Below are 20,267 nucleotides of genomic sequence, written 5' to 3' on the forward strand. Positions count from 1 at the left end.
GAGCTGCGGTGGGGTGGGTGGGAAAAGAAAAGAGCGTGATTGGGTAAAGGTGCAGAATTTCTTCCGAACACTTGTTAGTTCAGAAGGGTGCCGCTCCTTACATGCGGGGCTCCCACTTTACTTCCTCGGCGTTCAGCTCGTGGGCCATCTGGCGGCTGAGCACGAAAAGAAAATCGGAGAGACGATTGAGGTACATCACCACCAGATCGGCCACGAAGGAGTCTTCGCGCAACTGAATCACCAGCCGCTCGGCTCGGCGGCATACGCAACGGGCTACGTGAGCGAAGGAAACCGACTGATGCCCGCCGGGGAGTACAAACACGCGCAACTCGGGCAGGCTCTCGTTCATGCGGTCCATTTCGCGCTCCAGCAGGGCAACGTCTTCGGGGCGGAGGTCCGGAATTTTCATCCTGGATTTTTCCGGATCAGAAGCCAGGGAGGCGCCAATGGTAAAAAGGCGGTCCTGAATTTCCTTGAGTAGGTCGCGGCGAGTGGCATTCACGTCCTGGTCGCGCACCAGGCCCACGTAGGAGTTTAACTCATCCACCGTGCCGTAGCAGTCTATGCGAAGGCTGGATTTGGGCACACGGGTCCCGCCAATAAGCGAGGTTAGGCCCTGGTCGCCGGTTTTGGTATAGATTTTCAACAGAGAGGCAAAAACAGTAGAACGGAAAAAACCAACTACTAACAACCGGCCCAAAATGTTGGCCCAGGTCGGTACACGAGGCCCCCGAAGCTATTGATTCGCCAGTTGATGGGTGGCTACGTCGTTATTAACCACATCTGACTCCACAAGGCCGTCGCGCAGGCGCACGATGCGGTGAGCGTGGCGGGCAATATCCTCCTCGTGCGTCACCATGATGATGGTGTTGCCGCGCACGTACAGCGCCTCAAACAGCTCCATAATTTCGTGGCTGGTGCGGGTATCAAGGGCACCGGTGGGTTCGTCGGCGAGGATGATGCTGGGGTTGTTGACCAGGGCCCGCGCAATGGCCACGCGCTGGCGCTGGCCGCCGCTTAGCTCATTGGGCTTGTGCATGGCCCTTTCGGCCAGCCCTACGCTGCGCAGGGCTTCGCGGGCCATTTCCTGCCGCTCGCTTTTGCCGTACCCCGCATAAATAAGGGGTAGGGCCACGTTGTCGAGGGAGGTAGCCCGGGGCAGTAGGTTAAATGACTGGAATACAAAGCCGATTTCCCGGTTTCGTACGTCGGCCAACTGATTGTCCGTCATGTTGCTGACATCCTTGCCATTGAGAATGTAGCGGCCGCCGGAGGGAGTATCCAGGCAGCCTACAATATTCATCAGCGTGGACTTACCGGAGCCGGAAGGACCCATGAAAGCAACGTACTCACCCCGCTGAATGGTAATGGACACCGATTGCAGGGCGTGAATTTCCTCGGTTCCCATGCGGTAAACTTTGGAAATATCAGTGGTTTCGATAACGGGATACAGCATAACCAGTGAGGCCAGGTTAGTTCCAGGGGGCACCCGAGGAGGCATAAGCCGCCCGCCGGGCCGCGTACTCTGTACGAAAGGTAGCGTAATCTGCCGGGGAAAGCAACGCTCCCAGGTGAGCCAATGGCGCCTCAGCGTACTCGGTCAGGCCTACTGGCACGGCGGCCAGCACGTAGGCCTTGAGCAGCCCGGCCGACTCGGGGTTGTACTCAATGCCTCGCAACAGCGTGTTGTAGGCGGCCGAGAAGTTGCGCTGACGGGTGTAGAAATCAGCGGCAGCTATTACCCCGTTTTCCACGAAAGGTGCTTCCCGAACCAATTGGGCGTACAGTTGCCCGGCCTGCTTGGGCTGCTTGTCGGCTTCGGCCAGAGCCGCCCGGAAATAGAGGCGGTAAAACTGGTCAAATCCCTCAAAACGACCTTGGGCTACGAGCTGACGAAGAGCTGGCCACTGTTTTTCCTGCGTGTATAGTTCGCCCCGCAGCACATTCCAGCGGGAGGCGGTTGGCGCATTAACCGGCGGTGCGAAATCCGCCAGGGCCTGCCGGACCGCAGGCAACTGCCCAGCTTGCAGTACGCGGGGCAACTGGGCCAGCAGGGCCTCTGAGCGCAGGGCCGGAACTGATAGGGTCCGGGCGGTTTGGAGCAGGTCGGTGGCGGGTAGCTCGTCGCCGCGGACAGCCACGTATTGTACCCGTAGTGAATCGGGAGCTTGTAAATAAAACGTGCGAAAATCCGGGTCGAGCACAGCCAATAGGCGACGAGCAGGCGGAATTGAGACCAGATCGGCTCCGGTTGCGGCCTGGCGGGCTACGCGCCGCGCGGAATCAGGCTGATTGCTGAGAGCCAGGGCGTAAGCCGCCGGGAGGGCAGCCGTAGGAGCACCATTTTCCCGGGCCTCCGCCAGCCGGGTAGCCGCCGGAGCTGGCAGGTGCTGGTCAAGCAGCCACAGGCCCTGCAGCTGTTGATAGTACCCGGTGGCGGGGCCAGAGCCGGTAGCCAAAGGCAGAATAGTGGTTTGCGCCGCTACCGGCCGCCCGCCGTAGTGCTGGGTAAGGGCCCGCAGAAAATTCAGCTGGTCGAGGTAAGCGCCATTCCCGGGGTTGGCTGCCAGTTGGGGTAGCAAGGGCAGGAGGGTAGTATCGCGGCGCAAGGCCCGGTTCAAACCATCGTGGTAGAGACGGGCGAAGCCGGCGGTAGTAAGGGCCGCCGCTGTATCGGGTAGCGGAACGCTACCTGCGGCCTTGCCAGTGAAGCGGGCCAAAAGCAGAGCATTACTACGCAGGGCGTCGTCCGTAGCGTTCAGCCCCTGCGGCATAAGCGTTGCGGCGGCAGCCCACTGCTGCTGCCGGATCAGGTAAGCCAAGCGGTTGGCCAGCAGCACTACATCGTTGGGGGCTGCTGCTTCAGCCCGCTCCTGATATATTTTCACCGAATCGGTCAGGGTGGAGCGGGTGTAGAGCTGGGCCAGGTCGCCGTTGAGGCGGGCGCTTCGGGGAGCAGCCTTCAGTGCATCGCGCAGCACATTGAGGCGGTCGAAAAAGTCGCGCGGCTCGTTATAGAGGGCGGCGAGCCGGAGCGAAATCTTTTCAGAAGGACGGCGGCCCAGGGCCCGGCGCAGAATATTGATTTCGTTCTGGCGCTGCTGGCGGAAGCGGTAGAGCGCCGCCCGGCCCAAGCTGGCCTTGTGGTTGTGCTGGTCCAGTACGTCGCTTTCGGCGTAGTAACGTTCGGCCAACAGTGCCTGCGACAAGTCATCAGGAGTAAGCTCGCTTTGCAAACGGGCCAAATCACCCAGGTTGTTGTAGTAGCCGGCTTTTACTTGATTGGCGATAGTGAACTGATTGCGCAGCAGTACCAGCCCCAGCAGCCCAAGCCCCAGCCCGTACATGGCATAGAACGGAAAGCGCCGGGGCTCATACACAACCCGGTGCACGGGCAGTTTCTGGCGCAGCAGCGGGGCAAAGTTCAGCAGCACGTACAGCAGAAAAGCACCCCCCACGCACAGCAGCGCCAGGGCCGTGAAGTCGCGGGCCGCCAGCAGCAGCGGGTCGTTGGCAGTAGCCAGGGCGTAGCCGAGGGCCGCCGCACCCACCAGTACCAGCACCAGATACAGCAGCTGCATGCCGGCGTGATAAGGTACCCAGGCGTGGTACGTAGTGGCCCGGCGCCGAAGTCCCAGCCAGCCAATCAGTGCGGCCGGCAGCAGCAGCACCAGCGGATCGAGGTGCCAGCCAGGAGCTACTTTCACCTCGCCGTTGTTCCAGTAATACAGCAGCAGCGTTCCCAGATACAGGCCACTGGCCAGCACGAAGGGCAGCACCCCGAAGCGCGCCGCCGGCGTATCGGCCTGGGTGTTTAGCCACAGCAGACCATGCACGTTCTCGAAGGCAATCCACAGCACCAGCAGGGCAAAGGCCACCGCGCCGCTTACCGTGAAGAAACCGCTCAGGTGCAGAGCCGTTACCTCAGCCGGAGCCGGACTCTGCGTAAACAACAGGGCCCCCAAGCCAGCTACCAGAAGGCCGAAGAGCAGCAGGCGTTGCCGCAGACCCGTTTCCGGCCGAAAAGCGTGGAAATAGTAAGCCGGCAACCCCAGTGTGACTAATGCCAGCACCAGAAAATACTGCTGCTCAGCATCAAACACGCCCAGCAGGTCCGCATTCAACGACATCAGCAGGAAGATGACCAGGGCCATACCTGCCACGAAGGCCGGTCGGGCCAGGCGGCTGACAACCGCCAGAAAATAGGCCAGCCCTACCCCCAGCAAGCCCACCAAGGCAAACGCTGCTTCGGAGCGCAGGAAGGGGCCGGCCACGTCGTAGGTTTGGGTAACCAGGTACGTGTTGGCCTGCACCGGCAGCGCTTCCAGGCCTATGCGCACGGTAGCTACAGTGGTGGGCACAGGGGTTAGCTGCGCTACCGGCCGGACCGGCAGCACCGCATCCTCGGCGGTAAAGTAGTGCCAGCCCGCCGTTGCCACGGCCAGCACGGCGCCTAGCGCAAGGAGCAAAAGCGCACCGTACCACTGGGACGGACGCGACGAAACGATGGGGGGAGCGGCGGGCACCAACGGTTAATCCAGCACTTTGGGTACGCGGAAGTAGTCGGAGTCCTTGCGCGGGGCATTGCGCAGGCCATCCTGGTGGCTCACTGTGTTCTGCGGCTCGTCGGGGCGCAACACGTTAATTTCCTGCGACAGGTGCACCAGCGGTTCCACATCGGTGGTATCCAGCTGGCGAAGCTGATCCACCCAATCCAGGATTTTATTCAGGTCGCCGAGCATTTGCTGCTCTTTGGTGGCGTCAAACTCAAGGCGGGCTAGGTGGGCCAGGCCGCGAAGGGTAGCAAGGTCGGTGCTCACGGGATAAAAGAAGATGAAAGGTAAAGATGAGAAATTGAAGCCGGGAAAGCAGCAGGCTGACCGAAAGCGGTTGGAGCGCCGGGTGGCTCAGGCCCGCACCAGGGGCTGTGGCGCCGGCTGCCGCCAGGTGCTGGCTTCCGGAATACCGCCCGCCTCGGGCCGCAGGGCACTGGCAATGAGGTCGTAGGCGCGCTGCTTCAGGGCCGGTGCATCGGCGGCGGTAAGCCCGGTGGTGGGCAGGGGCGGGTGCACGATGATGGCCAAGCGGGAGTAGCGCACCCGCAGGCCGCTAACATCGGGCATAAAGCGGTGGTTCAGGGGCATGGTAATGGGCACGATGGGTACCCCCGCCGCAATAGCCAGTTGAAACGCGCCATCCTTGAAGGGCTCCAGCTGCTGGCCGGGAGTTTTGGAAATGGCGCCTTCCGGAAAAATAACCACGGAGCGGCCCGACTCCAGCGTGCGGCGGGCCTGCACCATGGCGCGGCCCCGGCTCACGGCACTCTCGCGGTCCACGGTGATGTAGGCGCGGCCAAAGATGGGGCCCCACACCGGTACCCGGGCCAACGAGCTTTTACCCATAATATTAAGCCACCCCGGAATGGTGCGGAACAGCAGCGGAATATCAATGTAGGAGCTGTGGTTGGCTACGTACACGCAGGGGTGGCCAACCGGCAGCCGATGGGCGCCCACGGTTTCTACCGGCATGCCCCACATCCGGATGAAGAGCTTGCTCCAGTACCGGTTAAGCGTGTGCAGGTAGCGGTGCCAAGCGGGCCGCTGGCTGAGTGCCCACTGCAGCGGATACGTCAGCACGAACGGCATTACAAACCAGAACGTAGCCCAAGTGGTGTACAATCGGTGGCCAATAAAGCGAAGCAAGCGCGACATGGGGGCAAAAGTACGGGGAATGTGAAGAAGGGCCCTCGGTTCAGCCAGCTTGCCGACGGCTGCGGGACGTTGCCGGTTGCTGCTACACGCCCAGCAGCCGGGCCGCTTTCAGCAAGCCCGCCACACTAATGGCATCTGTAATCCGGCTTTCCATCACCAGCTCCACGGCCTGAGCCAGGGGGAGTTTCCAGAGGCGCAGGTCCTCGGTTTCCTCGGGCTCTACTGCGCCCTGAGTCAGCTCCTGAGCCAGGAACACAAAGCCTTCTTCATCCGTGACGGAATTGGAGGTATGCAGGCGCATGATGTTGGTCCAGCGGGCGGCCAGCAGGCCGGTCTCCTCGCGCAGCTCCCGCTGGGCCGATTCCAGAATATCCAGCTCCACAAGGCCCCCGCCCATCGGAATTTCCCAGCTGTACTCGCTCAGGGCGTAGCGGTACTGCCCTACCAGCCACGTATTGCCCTCGGCATCAACCGGAATGATGCCCAGCGCTTTGTTCTTCATGGAAACGACCCCGTAAATGCCTGGGTTACCGGCGGGGTTGATGATCTGGTCCTCCCGCACCCGAATCCAGGGGTTCTGGTACTTAATCTCGGAATTCAGGCACTGCCAGGGGTTGTGCGTTTCATCAACGTGCGGAGCGGAAGTAGGAGCCATGCCGGGGAATAGAAGAAGATAAAGAATAACCGCAAAGGTAGGATACGGCGTGTTTTTACATAGGCGCTGCAACTCTCGCCGGGCAGAACGCGCAGTTTGCCGGGCACGAGTGGCCGTTAAGCCAATAACGCGGCGCGGCGCTTTCCGGCAAGCTTACCTTTGACTCAGTAATAAAGCAGCGCGCGTAGGGTTTATGGAAAGGAAGGCTCGTACCGCGAAGTGTTGACCACCGGCAAAAGGAGTAGGGTGGATGAATGATATTTGTCGGTCAACGCGACGGAAAAAGCCGCTGCCTCAGGCAGCGGCTTTTTTATTGGCGCCAGGAGAAAGGGGCCCGAATCCTGTAAGCCGGTGAGGCTAACCTCAGCCTTGGGGCCTGCGTAGGAAACCGTAATCGGCCGTTCATTTCCCGACCGATGCTTTCCTTTTTTATGGCTAATCAACCGAAAAACCAAGCATCTCAGCCGCAGTCCGGCGACCCGCTCTTCAACCTCAAGCACGCCCAGGCCGAGTCGGAGCTGGCCGAAAAAACGGGTGGCCTTGGCCCAACTACCAACGTGTACATCACCACGGACGAGGACGATTCCATCGATGAAGGCCCCCGCGACAAGCAGGGCTTCCGCCGCGGCGAGTCGGCCGGGTCGGATGCGGGCTCCACGGCCGGCAGTCACAAATAAAAAATCAGGTACGCGCCAACCGTACATAAGCAAGCATTCTTGCTAGGAAAAGCCTCTGCGGGCGCTTCGGCCGCCGCAGAGGCTTTTCTTATGTGGCATCTTCTGCCAAAGGCTTTGCCTACCCCCAGCCTGAGCCATAAGCCCAAAGCCAGTAGTAGCTGCGTATTTTTGCGCCGTATGTTACTAGCCTCCCACACCGGCGAGCCATTGGAAGCCGGCCTCGATGAAGCGGGCCGCGGTTGCCTGGCCGGACCGGTCTTTGCCGCCGCCGTCATTCTACCGCCCGATTTTGCCCCGCGCTACCTCAACGACTCCAAGCAGATGACGGCCAGACGCCGCGAGCAGGTGCGCCTTGAAATCTGCCAGGAAGCCATAGCCTGGGCCGTAGCTGAGGCCTCGCCCCAGGAAATTGCCAGTATCAACATTGCCCAGGCCAGTTATCTGGCCATGCACCGCGCCGCCGAGCAACTGCAGCCGCGCCCTACCCATCTGCTGGTCGATGGCAACCGGTTCCGGGCCCACGCGGCCATTCCGCATACCTGTATTATCGGGGGCGACGCCGTGTACCGTTCCATTGCTGCCGCTTCCGTACTGGCCAAAACCTTCCGCGATGAGCGTATGCGGCAGCTGGCCCTGGAGTATCCGCACTATGGCTGGGAGCAAAATGCCGGCTACCCTACCGCTTCCCACCGCACCGCCATCCGCGACTTTGGCCCCACTGAACATCACCGCATGGGCTTTCGGCTGCTTTGAAGAGTGGTGAATTGGTGAGTTGACACTTTACAAGGGCTGGTGGGGTAGGGGTAGGCGCGGGGGGCGGACCGCCAGCCCTACTTCTGAACTTGCAGAGGCTTTGTGGAAATAAACCATCGGTAGTAAGCCACGGGCCATGCCGTGCAAAAAGCCCCAGCGGGGCGCCACCACTCGTTCAACGATGGGTGACGCCCCGCTGGGGCTTTGCGCTATCAGGAGGGGTAGGGCCTGCTGCTGGTCTGCCAACTTATGGACCTGCCGGGCGAGGGGGTAGGACGGCCTCTTATTTACTCCTTCAGGCGCAGCAAGTCCAGGAAAAGGCTGAAGCCGTCCACGGTGGTGCCCCCCTCCCCGAAACTGTCGAAGCTCAGCGGTTTGATAATGTAACCGCTCACGGCCAGGTCCTGGGCCTTGAGGCGGTCGGTTTCCAGGTCGGAGGTGGTGGTGATGAACACGTTGAGGCCGACGAACTCGGGGTCGGAGCGCAGGGTAGAAAGCAATTCCAGCCCGTTCATGCGCGGCATGTTCAGGTCGAGCATCACCACGCTGGGCTTCGGGATGGCGGATTGGCCGCCTTCGCCGCGCAGCATGTTCAGGGCCTCGCGGCCGTTGCGGGCAATGTAAAGGGGCACGTTCACATTATGTTTGCGTAGCTCGCGCTGCACGTTCATAATGTCCAGCTGGTCGTCCTCAACAAGTAAAATGCTGGGTTGTTCAGAAGCAGAAGCCATAGTGATAAGAGCAGGATAGGTGCCTGATGGCAGCTGTTTTTATACGGCAAGTAACGCACAATGGCGAAAAGAACCGGGGTAGAAGCCTAGGCTTCGGCCCGGCGCACACGCTCTTTGGGCCAGGTAAAGATGAAAGTCGCGCCCTGACCCTCAGCGGATTCAACGCGGATGGTGCCCCCTTGGCGCTCCACAATTTTCTTGACAATGGCCAGCCCCACGCCCGTGCTTTCCAGCGTGTCGCGCTCGGTCAGGGTCTGGAAAATGACAAAAATCCGCTCGTGGTATTCCGGCGCAATACCGGGGCCGTTGTCGGTAACGGAAAAGGTGTAGAACTGGGGGCCCTCCACGCAGCCAATGCGCACGGTGCCGTGCTCCGGCTGGTGATGATACTTGAGGGCGTTGCTGATCAGGTTGGTAAATACCTGCTGTAGCTGCACGCGGTTGGTGTGCAGCGTAGGCAGGTAGAAGGGCAGCTCTACCTCAAAGCCGGCCGGCAGCTCCAGGGAGTCAATGATTTCGCGCAGCAGCTGGCGCACAAACACGGGCTCATCGGCCTGGGGCGTGCGGCCTACGCGGGCCAGATCCAGAATACCAGTGATGAGGCTTTCCATGCGCCGCACCCGGGTGCGCATCAGCTGCAGGAACTCGCGGATATGCTCGGGCAAGTCCTGGCCCATGTCTTCCTCAATCCACCGCGAAGCAGTTTCAATACCTCGCAGGGGCGCCTTCAAATCGTGGGATACTACGTAAGCAAACTGGTCTAGCTCCTGGTTGCGCTTTTCCAGCTGCTGAATGTTGGCATTAATCGTATCCGTCATGGTATTAAGCGAGTCGGCGAGTTCCGTCAGCTCATCCTGCTCCTGGTCGCGCACCTGGGCCGTGTAGTTGCCGGCCGCAATGCGCTGGGCCTGGCTGACCATGCCCCCGATGCGGCGCGAGAGCTGGCGCACGAGGTAGGAGGCGTACAACAGCCCCAGGAAAATGGTAGCCAGCGTGATGCTTACCGACAGAATGCGGGTTTCCCGGATACTGTCGCGGAGCTTGATGCGCTGCTTGATCCGGATTTCGGCTTCCACCTTCTCGAAGGCCGCAAACAGTACCCGAATCTGATCCATGAGCTTTTTGCCCGTCAGGTCGGTGGTGAGGTTGCGGTGCTCTAGGTCGTTGAGGCCGATTTGGTTGGGGTTACGGCGTAGCGCCTCGCGCTTTTCGCTGATGAGCAGGTGGGAATAAGCGGCCCACTGCTGAAATAGCTGCTGCGCCCGAACCATGCGCTCGTACTGAGGGGTGCCCAGCGAGAGGTCGTTGCGCAGCTCTGTAAAGCGGCCCAGCAGGTTCCGCTCGCCGGCGTAGTACGGGTCGAGCACGGTTTCGTTGCCAATGAGCAGGTAGCCCCGAAACCCGGTTTCCATATCGATGATGTTGCGCAGCAGGGTAGTGGCCTCGCCCGTAATGCGCGTGGAGCGCTCCACGCGTTGGGAGTTGCGCAGCACGGCCCGGGAAAGCTGATAATTTATAGCCACCACCCCGGCAAAGAGCACGGAGATGGCCACAAAACCAGCAAATAGTTTGGTAGAGATTTTCAGCTTCATGCAGAAGAATGACGGCGGGGCGGCGGCCGGGCTTGTTTAGCGGCTCGCGCGAAGTTTCTGCTCCATCGTACGCAGCAGACTAGTGATATGGTCGGCTATCCTATTCATTTCGGCCAGCCCCGCAATAGCTGCCTCCTGCTGCCCATTCTGGTGCAGGTCCATGAGGCGATTGGCTACCTGGTGCATCTGGATATGGACGCGGTCCAGCTCCCGGGTTTCGGGCAGGTGCCCGTAGTCGCGCAAGGCCTTATCGGTAATCCATTGCCCGAAGCTGCACGCCTGCGGGTCGCGGATGGGCGCCTCGCTGGTGCCGCTGCCGTAGAGGAAAGACCGGAGCTTCGACTTGAACAGCAAGTGCTTGACAAAAGCTGATTCGAAGTCCTGTTTGAGGTCGTTGGTCATGCAAAAGAGAAAAACAGCGCGGGCTGGAAGTAAACCGGCCAAGAGAGGACCGCCACCGGAAGGTACACCGAACAGAAACCCGGGCCGGGTTCCGGCAACAAAGTTAGCGCAATCCGGCGGCGCTACCGGGCATAATTGGCTACTTTCGTCCGGCCAATGGCCCCCCGGCTACCCGGCGCCCGCCGGGCCGCCTCTCCCCATTCTATATCCCTACCCCATCCTCCACCCCCCCCCATGTCTGAAACGCTCAAAACTGTTCCGCTCAATGATGTGCACCAGCAGCTAGGTGCCAAAATGGTGCCTTTCGCGGGCTACAACATGCCCGTGCGCTACTCTTCTGACCTCGACGAGCACCACACCGTGCGCCGCGCCGTGGGCATTTTTGATGTGTCGCACATGGGCGAGTTCCGGGTGCGCGGCCCCCAGGCCCTACCCCTCATTCAGCGCGTAACCTCCAACGATGCCAGCAAGCTCACGCCCGGCAAGGCCCAGTACAGCTGCCTGCCCAATCAGCAGGGCGGCATCGTGGATGATTTGCTGGTGTACATGCTGGGTGAGGAAGAATACCTGCTGGTGGTAAACGCCTCCAACATCGAGAAGGACTGGAACTGGATTCAGCAGTTCAACACGGAAGGCGCCGAGCTGCAGAACGTGTCGGACGACATTAGCCTGTTTGCCGTGCAGGGCCCTAAGGCCATTGCTGCCCTGCAGCCCCTCACCGACACCGACCTGAGCAGCATTCCCTACTACTCCTTCGCGCAGGGCACCTTCGCCGGCGCGCCCGACGTCATCATCTCGGCTACCGGCTACACCGGGGCGGGCGGCTTCGAGCTCTACGTGCCCAACGAGCATGCCCAGCAGGTGTGGGAGAAAATTATGGAAGCTGGTCAGCCTCACGGCCTGAAGCCCATCGGGCTGGGCGCCCGCGACACGCTGCGCCTGGAAATGGGCTACTGCCTCTACGGCAACGACATCACCGACGAAACCTCGCCCCTGGAAGCTGGGCTGGGCTGGATTACCAAGTTCACCAAAGACTTCACCAACGCCGACAACCTGAAAAAGCAGAAGGAAGCCGGTGTGGAGCGCAAGCTGGTAGGCTTCCTGATGGACGGCCCCGGCATTCCGCGCGGACACTACGAGCTGGTAAACGAAGCTGGCGAGAAAATCGGGGATGTGACCAGCGGCACCCAGTCGCCGAGCCTGAGCAAGGGCATCGGCCTGGGCTACGTGAAGACCGAGCTGAGCACGCCGGGTAGCAAAATTTTCGTGCAGGTGCGCGGCAAGCAGCTGCCCGCCACCGTCGTGAAGCTGCCCTTCGTGAAAGGCACCGAGGAAGCGTAAGGATTTATCTATGTCATCCTGAGCAGCGCGAAGGACCTTCTCATGTTAGAACGATTCGTTGTTACGATTTACGTTCTGGCGTGAGAAGGTCCTTCGTGCTGTTCAGAATGGCAGATTTTTGACTGTTCATACTAGATGCCCACTTTCGACATCTGTTTTTCGCCCGAGCTGCTACCCCTCTTTACCCTGCAAGGCCGGGTAGCGGTGGTGGTTGATATTCTGCGGGCGACTTCCTCCATTGTTACGGCGCTGGCCCAGGGCGTAACCCATATGGTACCCTTCAGTGAGCTGGCCGACTGCCGGGCCATGGCCGCCCAGGGCTACCTGACCGCCGCCGAGCGCGACGGCCGGCAGGCGGAAGGCGTGGACCTGGGCAACTCGCCCTTCGGCTACCTCGATGGGGTAGTACCTGTGCGCGGCCGCGCCGTGGCCATTACCACCACCAACGGCACCCGCGCCCTGCACCTTTCCGCCGCCGCCGATGAAATTGTGGTGGGCGCTTTCCTGAACATCGGGGCCGTAGCAGATCATCTGCGCAAGTTGGGCAAAGACGTGGTGGTAGTCTGCGCGGGCTGGAAAGGTAATTTCTGCCTCGAAGATACCTTGTTCGGAGGCGCTCTGGCCGCCCGCCTGCAGGCCGATTTCGATACGACCAGCTCCGACGCCACCCTGGCCGCCCTCGACCTCTGGCAGGCGGCTCAGCCCGATGCCGCCGCCTACCTGCTCAAATCCTCGCATGTGCGCCGCCTCAACCACCTGGAAGCTCACAAAGACATGGAGTTCTGCCTGCGCCAGGATGAATACGCCGTTGTACCGGTGTTCCGCGAGGGTGCAATTCAAGCTGTCTAAATCCGTGACTGAAATTGGGTTTGCTCCGTGCTGCCGGCTAGGGCGGCGGTGCTGGCTTGGCCGGCCGTGACGACGTGCTGCACGGCATCGAAGTAGCCAGTACCCACGAAGGCTTGGTGCTTTACAGCCTTGAAGCCGTGTTTCTGGAGGGCAAACTCCCGCTCCTGCAGCTCGGAGTAGCCGGCCATGCCCCGGTCGCGGTAGGCAGTAGCCAGTTCGAACATGCTGGTATTGAGGGCGTGAAAGCCCGCCAGCGTGATAAACTGAAACTTGTAGCCCATAGCTGCCAGCTCCTCCCGGAAGGTTTCCATCTGCTCCCGGCTCAGCTTGGCGGCCCAGTTAAACGAAGGTGAGCAGTTGTAAGCCAGCAGCTTACCGGGAAATTGGGCATGAATGGCCTGGGCAAAGTGGCGGGCCTGCTCCAGATCGGGCGTGGAGGTTTCCATCCAGATCAGGTCGGCGTAGGGGGCGTAGGCCAGGCCGCGGGCTATGCCGGCTTCTACCCCGCAGCGCACCCGGTAAAAGCCTTCGGAGGTGCGCTCCGCCTCCTGCAAAATAAACGGCTGGTCGCGCGGGTCCACGTCGGAGGTGAGCAGGTCGGCGGCGTCGGCATCGGTGCGGGCCACCAGCAGGGTGGGCACACCCAGCACATCGGCCGCCAGGCGGGCCGCCACCAGCTTGTTGATGGCCTCCTGGGTGGGTACCAACACTTTACCGCCCAGGTGCCCGCACTTCTTGGCCGAGGACAGCTGATCCTCGAAATGTACACCCGCCGCGCCGGCTTCAATCATCATCTTCATCAGCTCAAAGGCATTCAGGTTGCCCCCGAAGCCGGCTTCCGCGTCGGCCACAATGGGCACCAGCCAGTGCACCGAACCCTCGCCCGACACGCTCTGAATCTGGTCGGCGCGCAGCAGGGCGTTGTTGATGCGGCGCACCACGTTGGGCACTGAGTCGGCGGGGTAAAGGCTCTGGTCGGGGTACATGTGGCCGGCTCCATTGGCATCGGCTGCTACCTGCCAGCCCGAGAGGTAGATGGCCGGCAGCCCTGCTTGTACCTCTTGCACAGCCTGGTTGCCCGTGAGGGCCCCCAGTCCGGCCACGTATTCCTGGGTGTGCAGCAGGCGCCACAGCCGCTCGGCGCCCTGCCGGGCCAGGGTGTACTCAACATGCACCGAACCGCGCAGCTTCAGCACGTCCTCGGCTGAGTATGGTCGCCGGATGCCCTGCCAGCGCGGGTTAGTGGACCAGTCTTGCTCCAAGGCGACAATGCGTTCCTGCTTGTTCATGGGGGTAGGGGTTAAGGATGAAGAAAAGACAAGGCTCGGCCTAGCCGACTATGCAAGCGGCTTTTGGGGTTGAGAAAATAAAGAGGGGTAGGGGCGGGGCTTGCCCCCGCCCGCCGTTCCGTAAACCTATTATCGTATTGGGCAGGCAGCGGGCACACGGCGGGCGGGGGCAAGCCCCGCCCCTACGTTAGCTGCTCGTAGGCGGGCACGGTCAGGAATTCGACAAATTTCTTGCTGCTAACCAGTTGGTCGAAAAGGCTGGCCGCTTCCAGGTAGCGGCCGGCGGCGTAGCGCAATTCGCCCACCTGGGCTTTGATTTTATCCAGCTGGCCGGGCACCAGGGAGCGGTACAGCTCCAGCGTAAGGGGGCGGCCATCCTGCAGGGTAGTGCCGGGCGTGTGCACCCACTGCCACACCTGGGCCCGACTAATTTCGGCGGTGGCGGCATCCTCCATCAGGTTATAAATCGGCACGCAGCCATTCCCGCCCAACCACGACTCCAGGTACTGAATGGCTACGTCGATGTTGAGCTTAAGCCCTTCCTCCGTGATGTTGCCGGTGGGGGCGCACACCAAATCAGCGGCCGTTACGTGCACGTCGTCGCGCTTATTAGCAATCTGGTTGGGCTGGGGCATCAGGTCATTGAACACATCCAGGGCTACCGGCACCAGGCCGGGGTGAGCTACCCAGGTGCCGTCGTGCCCGGCGCGGGCCTCCCGGATTTTGTCCTGCCGGACTTTCTCCAGGGCCGCTTCATTGGCCTCGGGGTCGTTCTTGATGGGAATCTGGGCGGCCATGCCGCCCATGGCGTGCACCCCGCGGCGGTGGCAGGTCTGGATAACCAGCTCAGAGTAAGCCGCCATAAACGGCACCGTCATGGTTACCTCGGCGCGGTTGGGCAGGCGAAACTCTGGCTTCAGCCCCAGTCGCTTGATGTAGCTGAAGATGTAGTCCCAGCGCCCGCAGTTCAGGCCCGCCGAGTGCTCGCGCAGCTCCCACAGAATTTCGTTGAGCTCGAAGGCGGCAGGTAGAGTTTCGATCAGAACGGTGGCTTTGATGGTGCACTTGGGCATTTTCATCGACCACTGGGCAAACCCGAATACGTCGTTCCAGAGGCGCGCTTCCAGGTGGCTTTCGATTTTGGGCAGGTAGAAGTAGGGGCCGCTGCCCCGGGCGCACAGCTCGTGGGCGTTGTGGTAGTAGTATAACCCAAAGTCGAACAGCGCGGCACTGACCGGCTCCCCATCCACCAGCATATGCTTTTCCAGCAGATGCCAGCCGCGCGGGCGCACCATCAGCACGGCTGTTTCCGCGTTCAGCCGGTACTCCTTCTGCGGGGTCGAAAGCGAAATGGTGCGGCGCACGGCGTCGCGCAGGTTGCGCTGGCCCTCTACGACGTTGGCCCAAGTCGGCGAATTGGAGTCCTCCAGATCAGCCATGAACACCTTGGCTCCCGAGTTCAGGGCGTTGATAATCATTTTGCGCTCCACGGGCCCGGTAATTTCCACCCGCCGGTCGAGCAGGTCAGGGGGCAGGGGGGCCACCGTCCAAGGCTTTTCCCGAATCAGGCGGGTTTCCGGCAGAAAGTCGGGTAGCTGGCCCGCCTCCAAGGCCCGCTGCCGCTCCGTGCGCCGCTGCAGCAGGGCCCGCCGGGTCCCATCGAAGCGCCGGTGCAGCTCGGCCACGAAAGCCAGGGCCGAGGGCGTCAGGATTTCGGCGTACTCCGGGGAGTAGGCTCCCACAATTCTCACGCGCTCCGGCACAAGGTAGGTGGGCGGTGAGGCAAGCGTCTGCGGTTCGGCGATGAATGACATGGGCGTAGCGGTTTGACAATGAACGGAAAGGAACAACCTCCGGGAGTATGTCAAACATACGAAAGCGAATTTTATCAATCAAGCGAAAATTCGCTAATTTCTTTAAGTCCCTCTATCCGGCTAGCTTTGCAGGTTTTTACAGGTAAAGTGATAAAGAGCCCGTAAGTGGTTGTCTGCTGCCGGGGGTACCGGAGCGGCTACACCGGTTCGGCAGCAGTTACTGCACGTTTCCTGCGGGGCTAGGCTCGGGCATCCGCTCGCAGTAGGGTCTTTATCATGGCGCTTCTTCTCACCTCATTACCTCACGCACTATGCTGAGTCACGGTCAGGTTGTCCGGCTGATTTTTGGGCTGAAACTGCGGGAATTGCGCCAGGAACGCGGCTATACTCCCGCCGAGCTGGCCCGCGCCTGCGACGTTTCGGTTTCCTACCTCAATGAGATTGAGAAGGGCAAGAAGTACCCCAAGGCTGATAAAATTCTGAGCCTGAGCAAGGTGCTGGGCGTCAGCTACGACCAGCTAACGTCGCTGACACTGAGCCGGCGGCTGGAGCCTATTTCGGAGCTGCTGCAGTCGGATCTGCTCAAGGAGTTTCCGCTGGATATGTTCGGGCTGGACCCGCTGCGCATCGTGGAGCTCATTGCCGACGCGCCGGCCAAGATGAACGCCTTCATCAGTACCCTCTTTGAAATTGCGCGCAACTACGAAATGCGGCAGGAGCACTTCTTCCTGGCCGCCCTGCGCTCTTTCCAGGAAATGCACGACAACTACTTCGAGGAGCTGGAGCAGGATGCGCGCACGTTTATGGTGGAACACAAACTTCCCGCCGCCGCTCCCCTCGACCGCCGTCAATTGGAAAGGGTGCTAGTAGAGAAGTACGGCTATACTGTTGACCGAACCGGCCTGGATGAGTACGCCCACCTGGGACGTTTGCGCTCGGTATTTCAGCCCAAAACCCGGCGCCTGCTGCTGCGCCAGGGGCTGAGTGGGGCCCAGGAAGGGTTTGTGCTGGGCCGGGAGGTAGCCTTCAACTACCTCAACCTGCGCGAGCGGCCCTACGTGAATGCCTCCTTCCCGGTGCGTTCCTTTGAGGAGGTGCTCAACAACTTCAAAGCCTCGTATTTCGCCGGCGCCCTGCTGATGGAAGAGGAAATGCTGGTGCGCGACCTCACCCGGTTTTTCGCCGCCCGAAAATGGGAGCCGGGCCTGCTGCTGGAACTGCTGGCCAAGTATGATGTGTCGCCGGAGATGTTTATGCAGCGCATCACCAATCTGCTGCCGCGCCACTTCGGCATTCAGAGCCTGTTTTTTCTGCGCTTCGACCAGGCCAACGCCTCGGCCGGCTACAAGCTGACCAAGGAGCTGCACCTCTCGCGCCTGCACAACCCCCACGGCAACGAGCTGCACGAGCACTACTGCCGCCGCTGGATTTCCCTGCGGATGCTGGCCGAGCTGCGCCAGCAGCCTGCCACTACGGCCCCCAACTACACGCTGGGCGCCCAACGCTCCCGCTACCCTAACAACGACGAATACCTCTGCCTGACCGTAGCCCGGGCCGGGGCCGCCAACGAGCCCGCCGTGAGCGTTACCGTTGGGCTGCTCTGCGATGATAACCTGCGCCAGAAAATCCGCTTCCTCGATGACGCGGCCATTCCGCAGCGGGAGGTAAACGAAACCTGTGAGCGGTGCACCATTCCGAACTGCGAGGTACGCGCCGCCGCCCCCGTGGAAGTAGAGCGCCGCCAGCGCCAGCAGGAGCTGGAAGCGGCCGTGGCTGCTCTGGTAAATGGGGGGTAGGAAATGCTGTTATAGCGTGGGGACCCTTGTCCTGGGCGGTGGCCTTTAAGTTGAGGCAGCTACTTTTGATAGGTTAATTTTTCCTGTTTGCTTTTGACTGCTGCTTCCCGTTCTGTTTTTCGGCGCCTGCTGTGGCCGCTGCTGGGGTTACTGGTGCTGCTGCTTGGGGCACTGGGCGCGGCTTGGTACGTGTTCTGGAAACCCAACGTGCGTCCCTCGGCGTTCGGACCCGCCTACCTCTACATTCGCACCGGAACCGGCTACGCGGCCGTGCTAGACTCCTTACGGAAAGGTGAGCTGCTCCACGACTTCGGCACGTTTGAGCAGGTAGCCCGCTGGCGCGATTACCCCCAGCAGGTGCGGCCCGGCCGCTACCTCTTAAAGCCCGGCCTGAGTAACGCCGCGCTGCTGACCCTGCTAGCCCAGGGCGAGCAGGATACCGTGGCGTTTACCCTCGATGCCTTCAAATACAAGCCCCAACTGGCCCGGCAGGTGGCCCGCCAGCTCGAAACCGACTCGGTGCCGCTGCGGCAGCTGCTGCAGAATAATGCCTACCTCCGGCGCCGTTATCAGTTGGATACTACCACCATCCTGACGCTGTTTCTGCCGGGGCCGTACCGGCTGCTCTGGAACACTTCGGCCCCGCAGTTTCTGGACTCAGCTGCCACTACGCACCGCCGCTTCTGGACCCCGGAGCGCCGCCGCCGCGCCGATTCGCTGGGCCTTTCGCCCGTAGAGGTACACGTACTGGCCAGCATCGTGCAGCGCGAAACGGCCAAGAAGGAAGACAAGCCGCTGATTGCGGGTACCTACCTTAACCGCCTGCGGCGCGGCATGCGTCTGCAAGCTGACCCCACCCTGCTCTGGGCCATCGGTAACTTTGGGGTGAGGCGGGTGCTGAACCGGGATAAGCTGGTCGATTCGCCCTACAATACCTACAAGCACAAAGGCCTGCCGCCCGGCCCTATCACCTCGGCCAACCGCCAGAGCCTGGACGCCGTCCTTAAACCTGCCCGCCACGACTACCTCTTCTTCTGTGCCCGCCCCGGCGGCAGCGGCTATTCCGATTTCGCCGTCACTTTTGCCGAGCATAAGAAAAACGCCCGCCGCTACCAACAGTGGCTGGATAGCCTGGGAGTGAAGCGGTAAGGGCAGGAGTTGAACAGTTAACCTTACCTCTTCACCACCTGACTACGCGCAGCTGCACGGAATCTTGGCGGGCAACTCGTTGCAAGTGCAGGGTTTGCTCGTAGCCCAGACCGGTGAATTCGGAGTGCTCCAGGAAAAGCAGGGGCGAGGTAAGCAGCGGCTCCCGCCAGGCGGCCACCGTGGGCAGGTAGCGCAAAGAATCAAATGCTGCTACGTTGGTAACGCGCCAGTATCCGTCAACGAGCAGGTAGCGGTAGCCCCGCTGGCGCAGTGCGGCGGCTTGCTGAGGAGAGAAAACCGCCCGTACCGAATCGGTGGGAAAGCGGAGGGGAGCCAGCCCGAGGCCTACGGTACTAAGCACCGGCCCGGCGCCATGCTTCTGCAGCCACGTGGCCACAGCCGGATAGGAGGAGGGAGCATATGCATAGATTTCGCGCTGAATACGGTGCAGATTGAGCCCTACTGCCCCGATTACCACGGTGGCTAGCCCCACCGCCGGTAGGCGCCGCAGCTGCAGAAAAGCCAGGGCGTACCACAACCCGTAGGCCCACAGCAAGCCCCGCGGCGCTTTAATCAGCAACGACATTCCGGCCAGCAAACACCAGCCCCACACCGCCAGATACAGTTCCGGGGGCAGCGCCTGGCCGCGCCGCAGCCGGCGCACCGCCAGCAGCGGCCCCAGCAGCCCCAGCCACACCACCCCCGATTCGAAGTCCCAGAGGTAGCGCAGGTAGTAGAGGCCATCGGGCCGGATGGTGGCGGCCCGCCCGGCCGCGTTGGCCGCGTCCGGGAAGGCTACTTTGTAGTAAATAGCAGGCCACAGGTACCAGGGCAGGCCGGCCAGCACGCCTACTCCACCCAGCACGAGGTAGGGCGCCACCAGCAAACCGGCCACCCGCCACCAGTGGCCATGGCGCCAGAGCAGTCCATCGGCCCGCCACCACTCCAGTACCGCCAGAATGGGTAGCGTCAGCAGAAATTTATAGTTGAACCCGAGCCCGAGCACCAGCCAGCCGGTGGCCCGGTACAACGCCGCGGCGGATGGTAGCTGCAGACGCCGGTAATAAGCCCGCAGCAGGCCGGCAAAGCACAGCAGACTCCAGGAGCTCATGGTAAAGTCGCGGCCCGAAAAAGTCAGGAACAGGCCCGTGCCGGCCAGTAGGGCCAGCAGGCCGGTTTGCCAGCCGGGCAGCTGGGTTTCGCGGGCAATAAAAGCCACCAGCAGGCCCAGGGCAGCCACGGCCACCAGCGCGTTCAGGTGCTGAAACACGCGGTAGTCAGCGGTCAGCCACGCGACGGGTGCGTACACCAGCGAAAACACCGGGCTGCCATGATGAAACAGGTGCAGCAGCTGGCCACGGGCTACTTCCTGCACAATCTGCCAGTTGCGCACGGAATCGTAGTCGGGTAGGGCCGCACCGGCCAGCCCGTACAGCCGCACGGCTGCCACGAGCAGCAAAGCTGACAATAGCCACGGGAGTTGGGAGCGGAGCGAGGGCAAACCGGTA

At 61.5% G+C, this 20,267-nt stretch carries 18 protein-coding genes; 6 read left to right on the plus strand and 12 right to left on the minus strand.

The features are described from left to right. Positions 1-97 precede the first annotated feature (97 nt). The 6 genes from GGU46_RS04705 to GGU46_RS04730 form a co-directional block, all read right to left on the minus strand. Positions 98-646 (minus strand): cob(I)yrinic acid a,c-diamide adenosyltransferase, encoded by a 549-nt coding sequence (locus GGU46_RS04705; protein ID WP_183402373.1) that lies wholly within the window; start codon positions 644-646, stop codon positions 98-100. A gap of 90 nt (positions 647-736) precedes the next feature. Next, the gene (locus GGU46_RS04710; RefSeq protein WP_183402374.1) at positions 737-1,456 is read right to left on the minus strand and encodes an ABC transporter ATP-binding protein; all 720 of its coding nucleotides are present in this window, start codon (positions 1,454-1,456) and stop codon (positions 737-739) included. A 16-nt stretch (positions 1,457-1,472) separates the two neighbouring features. Further along, complete coding sequence (locus tag GGU46_RS04715; protein ID WP_183402375.1) at positions 1,473-4,469, minus strand: tetratricopeptide repeat protein; 2,997 nt, start codon at positions 4,467-4,469, stop codon at positions 1,473-1,475. Between the two features lie 63 nt (positions 4,470-4,532). Beyond that, complete coding sequence (gene gatC, locus GGU46_RS04720) at positions 4,533-4,820, minus strand: Asp-tRNA(Asn)/Glu-tRNA(Gln) amidotransferase subunit GatC (RefSeq protein ID WP_139920000.1); 288 nt, start codon at positions 4,818-4,820, stop codon at positions 4,533-4,535. A gap of 87 nt (positions 4,821-4,907) precedes the next feature. Next, positions 4,908-5,711, minus strand: a complete 804-nt coding sequence (locus GGU46_RS04725; protein WP_183402376.1) for a lysophospholipid acyltransferase family protein — start codon at positions 5,709-5,711, stop codon at positions 4,908-4,910. 82 nt (positions 5,712-5,793) lie between these two features. Continuing rightward, positions 5,794-6,366, minus strand: a complete 573-nt coding sequence (locus GGU46_RS04730; protein ID WP_183402377.1) for an NUDIX domain-containing protein — start codon at positions 6,364-6,366, stop codon at positions 5,794-5,796. Positions 6,367-6,797: 431 nt separating this feature from the next. On the opposite strand from GGU46_RS04730, the gene GGU46_RS04735 reads away from it, so the two are divergent. After that, positions 6,798-7,043, plus strand: coding sequence for a hypothetical protein (locus GGU46_RS04735; RefSeq protein ID WP_183402378.1), 246 nt, complete (start codon positions 6,798-6,800; stop codon positions 7,041-7,043). Between the two features lie 177 nt (positions 7,044-7,220). Further along, positions 7,221-7,796 (plus strand): ribonuclease HII, encoded by a 576-nt coding sequence (locus GGU46_RS04740; protein WP_183402379.1) that lies wholly within the window; start codon positions 7,221-7,223, stop codon positions 7,794-7,796. A gap of 287 nt (positions 7,797-8,083) precedes the next feature. Here GGU46_RS04740 and GGU46_RS04745 read toward each other — a convergent pair whose 3' ends face one another. From GGU46_RS04745 to GGU46_RS04755, 3 genes are all read right to left on the minus strand, one after another. Then, positions 8,084-8,527, minus strand: a complete 444-nt coding sequence (locus GGU46_RS04745) for a response regulator (protein ID WP_183402380.1) — start codon at positions 8,525-8,527, stop codon at positions 8,084-8,086. An 86-nt stretch (positions 8,528-8,613) separates the two neighbouring features. Next, a complete protein-coding gene (locus tag GGU46_RS04750) occupies positions 8,614-10,119 on the minus strand; it encodes a sensor histidine kinase (RefSeq protein ID WP_246398614.1) in 1,506 nt (501 codons plus the stop codon). Positions 10,120-10,155: 36 nt separating this feature from the next. After that, positions 10,156-10,521, minus strand: coding sequence for a CZB domain-containing protein (locus GGU46_RS04755; RefSeq protein ID WP_183402381.1), 366 nt, complete (start codon positions 10,519-10,521; stop codon positions 10,156-10,158). 234 nt (positions 10,522-10,755) lie between these two features. On the opposite strand from GGU46_RS04755, the gene gcvT reads away from it, so the two are divergent. Beyond that, on the plus strand, positions 10,756-11,862 hold the full coding sequence (gene gcvT / locus GGU46_RS04760) for a glycine cleavage system aminomethyltransferase GcvT (protein WP_183402382.1): 1,107 nt from the start codon (positions 10,756-10,758) through the stop codon (positions 11,860-11,862). A gap of 135 nt (positions 11,863-11,997) precedes the next feature. Beyond that, positions 11,998-12,711 carry a 2-phosphosulfolactate phosphatase gene (locus tag GGU46_RS04765; RefSeq protein WP_183402383.1) on the plus strand — a complete coding sequence of 238 codons (714 nt, stop codon included), beginning with the start codon at positions 11,998-12,000 and terminating at the stop codon, positions 12,709-12,711. On the opposite strand, the gene aceA is transcribed toward GGU46_RS04765, so the two are convergent. Together aceA and aceB are read right to left on the minus strand one after the other, a co-directional pair. Beyond that, the gene (gene aceA / locus GGU46_RS04770; protein ID WP_183402384.1) at positions 12,708-14,000 is read right to left on the minus strand and encodes an isocitrate lyase; all 1,293 of its coding nucleotides are present in this window, start codon (positions 13,998-14,000) and stop codon (positions 12,708-12,710) included. The two genes, GGU46_RS04765 and aceA, sit on opposite strands and share 4 nt — an antisense overlap. A 182-nt stretch (positions 14,001-14,182) precedes the next feature. Next, positions 14,183-15,814: a malate synthase A gene (gene aceB / locus GGU46_RS04775; RefSeq protein ID WP_183402385.1), complete on the minus strand. Its 1,632-nt coding sequence runs from the start codon at positions 15,812-15,814 to the stop codon at positions 14,183-14,185. A 311-nt stretch (positions 15,815-16,125) separates the two neighbouring features. Here aceB and GGU46_RS04780 point away from each other — a divergent pair, with 311 nt between their 5' ends. After that, positions 16,126-17,610: a helix-turn-helix domain-containing protein gene (locus GGU46_RS04780; RefSeq protein ID WP_183402386.1), complete on the plus strand. Its 1,485-nt coding sequence runs from the start codon at positions 16,126-16,128 to the stop codon at positions 17,608-17,610. Positions 17,611-17,703: 93 nt separating this feature from the next. Beyond that, positions 17,704-18,759, plus strand: a complete 1,056-nt coding sequence (mltG, locus tag GGU46_RS04785; protein WP_183402387.1) for an endolytic transglycosylase MltG — start codon at positions 17,704-17,706, stop codon at positions 18,757-18,759. A 31-nt stretch (positions 18,760-18,790) separates the two neighbouring features. Here mltG and GGU46_RS04790 read toward each other — a convergent pair whose 3' ends face one another. Further along, the gene (locus GGU46_RS04790; RefSeq protein WP_183402388.1) at positions 18,791-20,260 is read right to left on the minus strand and encodes a hypothetical protein; all 1,470 of its coding nucleotides are present in this window, start codon (positions 20,258-20,260) and stop codon (positions 18,791-18,793) included. Positions 20,261-20,267 lie beyond the last annotated feature (7 nt).

Source organism: Hymenobacter latericoloratus (assembly GCF_014199535.1).
Classification (GTDB): Bacteria; Bacteroidota; Bacteroidia; order Cytophagales; family Hymenobacteraceae; genus Hymenobacter; species Hymenobacter latericoloratus.

Bases quoted from the DNA above. Each gene is read 5' to 3' on its own strand.
- GGU46_RS04710 (WP_183402374.1), bottom strand. From the start codon at position 1,456: ATGCTGTATCCCGTTATCGAAACCACTGATATTTCCAAAGTTTACCGC.
- GGU46_RS04725 (WP_183402376.1), bottom strand. From the start codon at position 5,711: ATGTCGCGCTTGCTTCGCTTTATTGGCCACCGATTGTACACCACTTGG.
- GGU46_RS04730 (WP_183402377.1), bottom strand. From the start codon at position 6,366: ATGGCTCCTACTTCCGCTCCGCACGTTGATGAAACGCACAACCCCTGG.
- GGU46_RS04735 (WP_183402378.1), top strand. From the start codon at position 6,798: ATGGCTAATCAACCGAAAAACCAAGCATCTCAGCCGCAGTCCGGCGAC.
- GGU46_RS04740 (WP_183402379.1), top strand. From the start codon at position 7,221: ATGTTACTAGCCTCCCACACCGGCGAGCCATTGGAAGCCGGCCTCGAT.
- GGU46_RS04745 (WP_183402380.1), bottom strand. From the start codon at position 8,527: ATGGCTTCTGCTTCTGAACAACCCAGCATTTTACTTGTTGAGGACGAC.
- GGU46_RS04750 (WP_246398614.1), bottom strand. From the start codon at position 10,119: ATGAAGCTGAAAATCTCTACCAAACTATTTGCTGGTTTTGTGGCCATC.
- GGU46_RS04755 (WP_183402381.1), bottom strand. From the start codon at position 10,521: ATGACCAACGACCTCAAACAGGACTTCGAATCAGCTTTTGTCAAGCAC.
- gcvT (WP_183402382.1), top strand. From the start codon at position 10,756: ATGTCTGAAACGCTCAAAACTGTTCCGCTCAATGATGTGCACCAGCAG.
- GGU46_RS04765 (WP_183402383.1), top strand. From the start codon at position 11,998: ATGCCCACTTTCGACATCTGTTTTTCGCCCGAGCTGCTACCCCTCTTT.
- aceA (WP_183402384.1), bottom strand. From the start codon at position 14,000: ATGAACAAGCAGGAACGCATTGTCGCCTTGGAGCAAGACTGGTCCACT.
- aceB (WP_183402385.1), bottom strand. From the start codon at position 15,814: ATGTCATTCATCGCCGAACCGCAGACGCTTGCCTCACCGCCCACCTAC.
- GGU46_RS04780 (WP_183402386.1), top strand. From the start codon at position 16,126: ATGCTGAGTCACGGTCAGGTTGTCCGGCTGATTTTTGGGCTGAAACTG.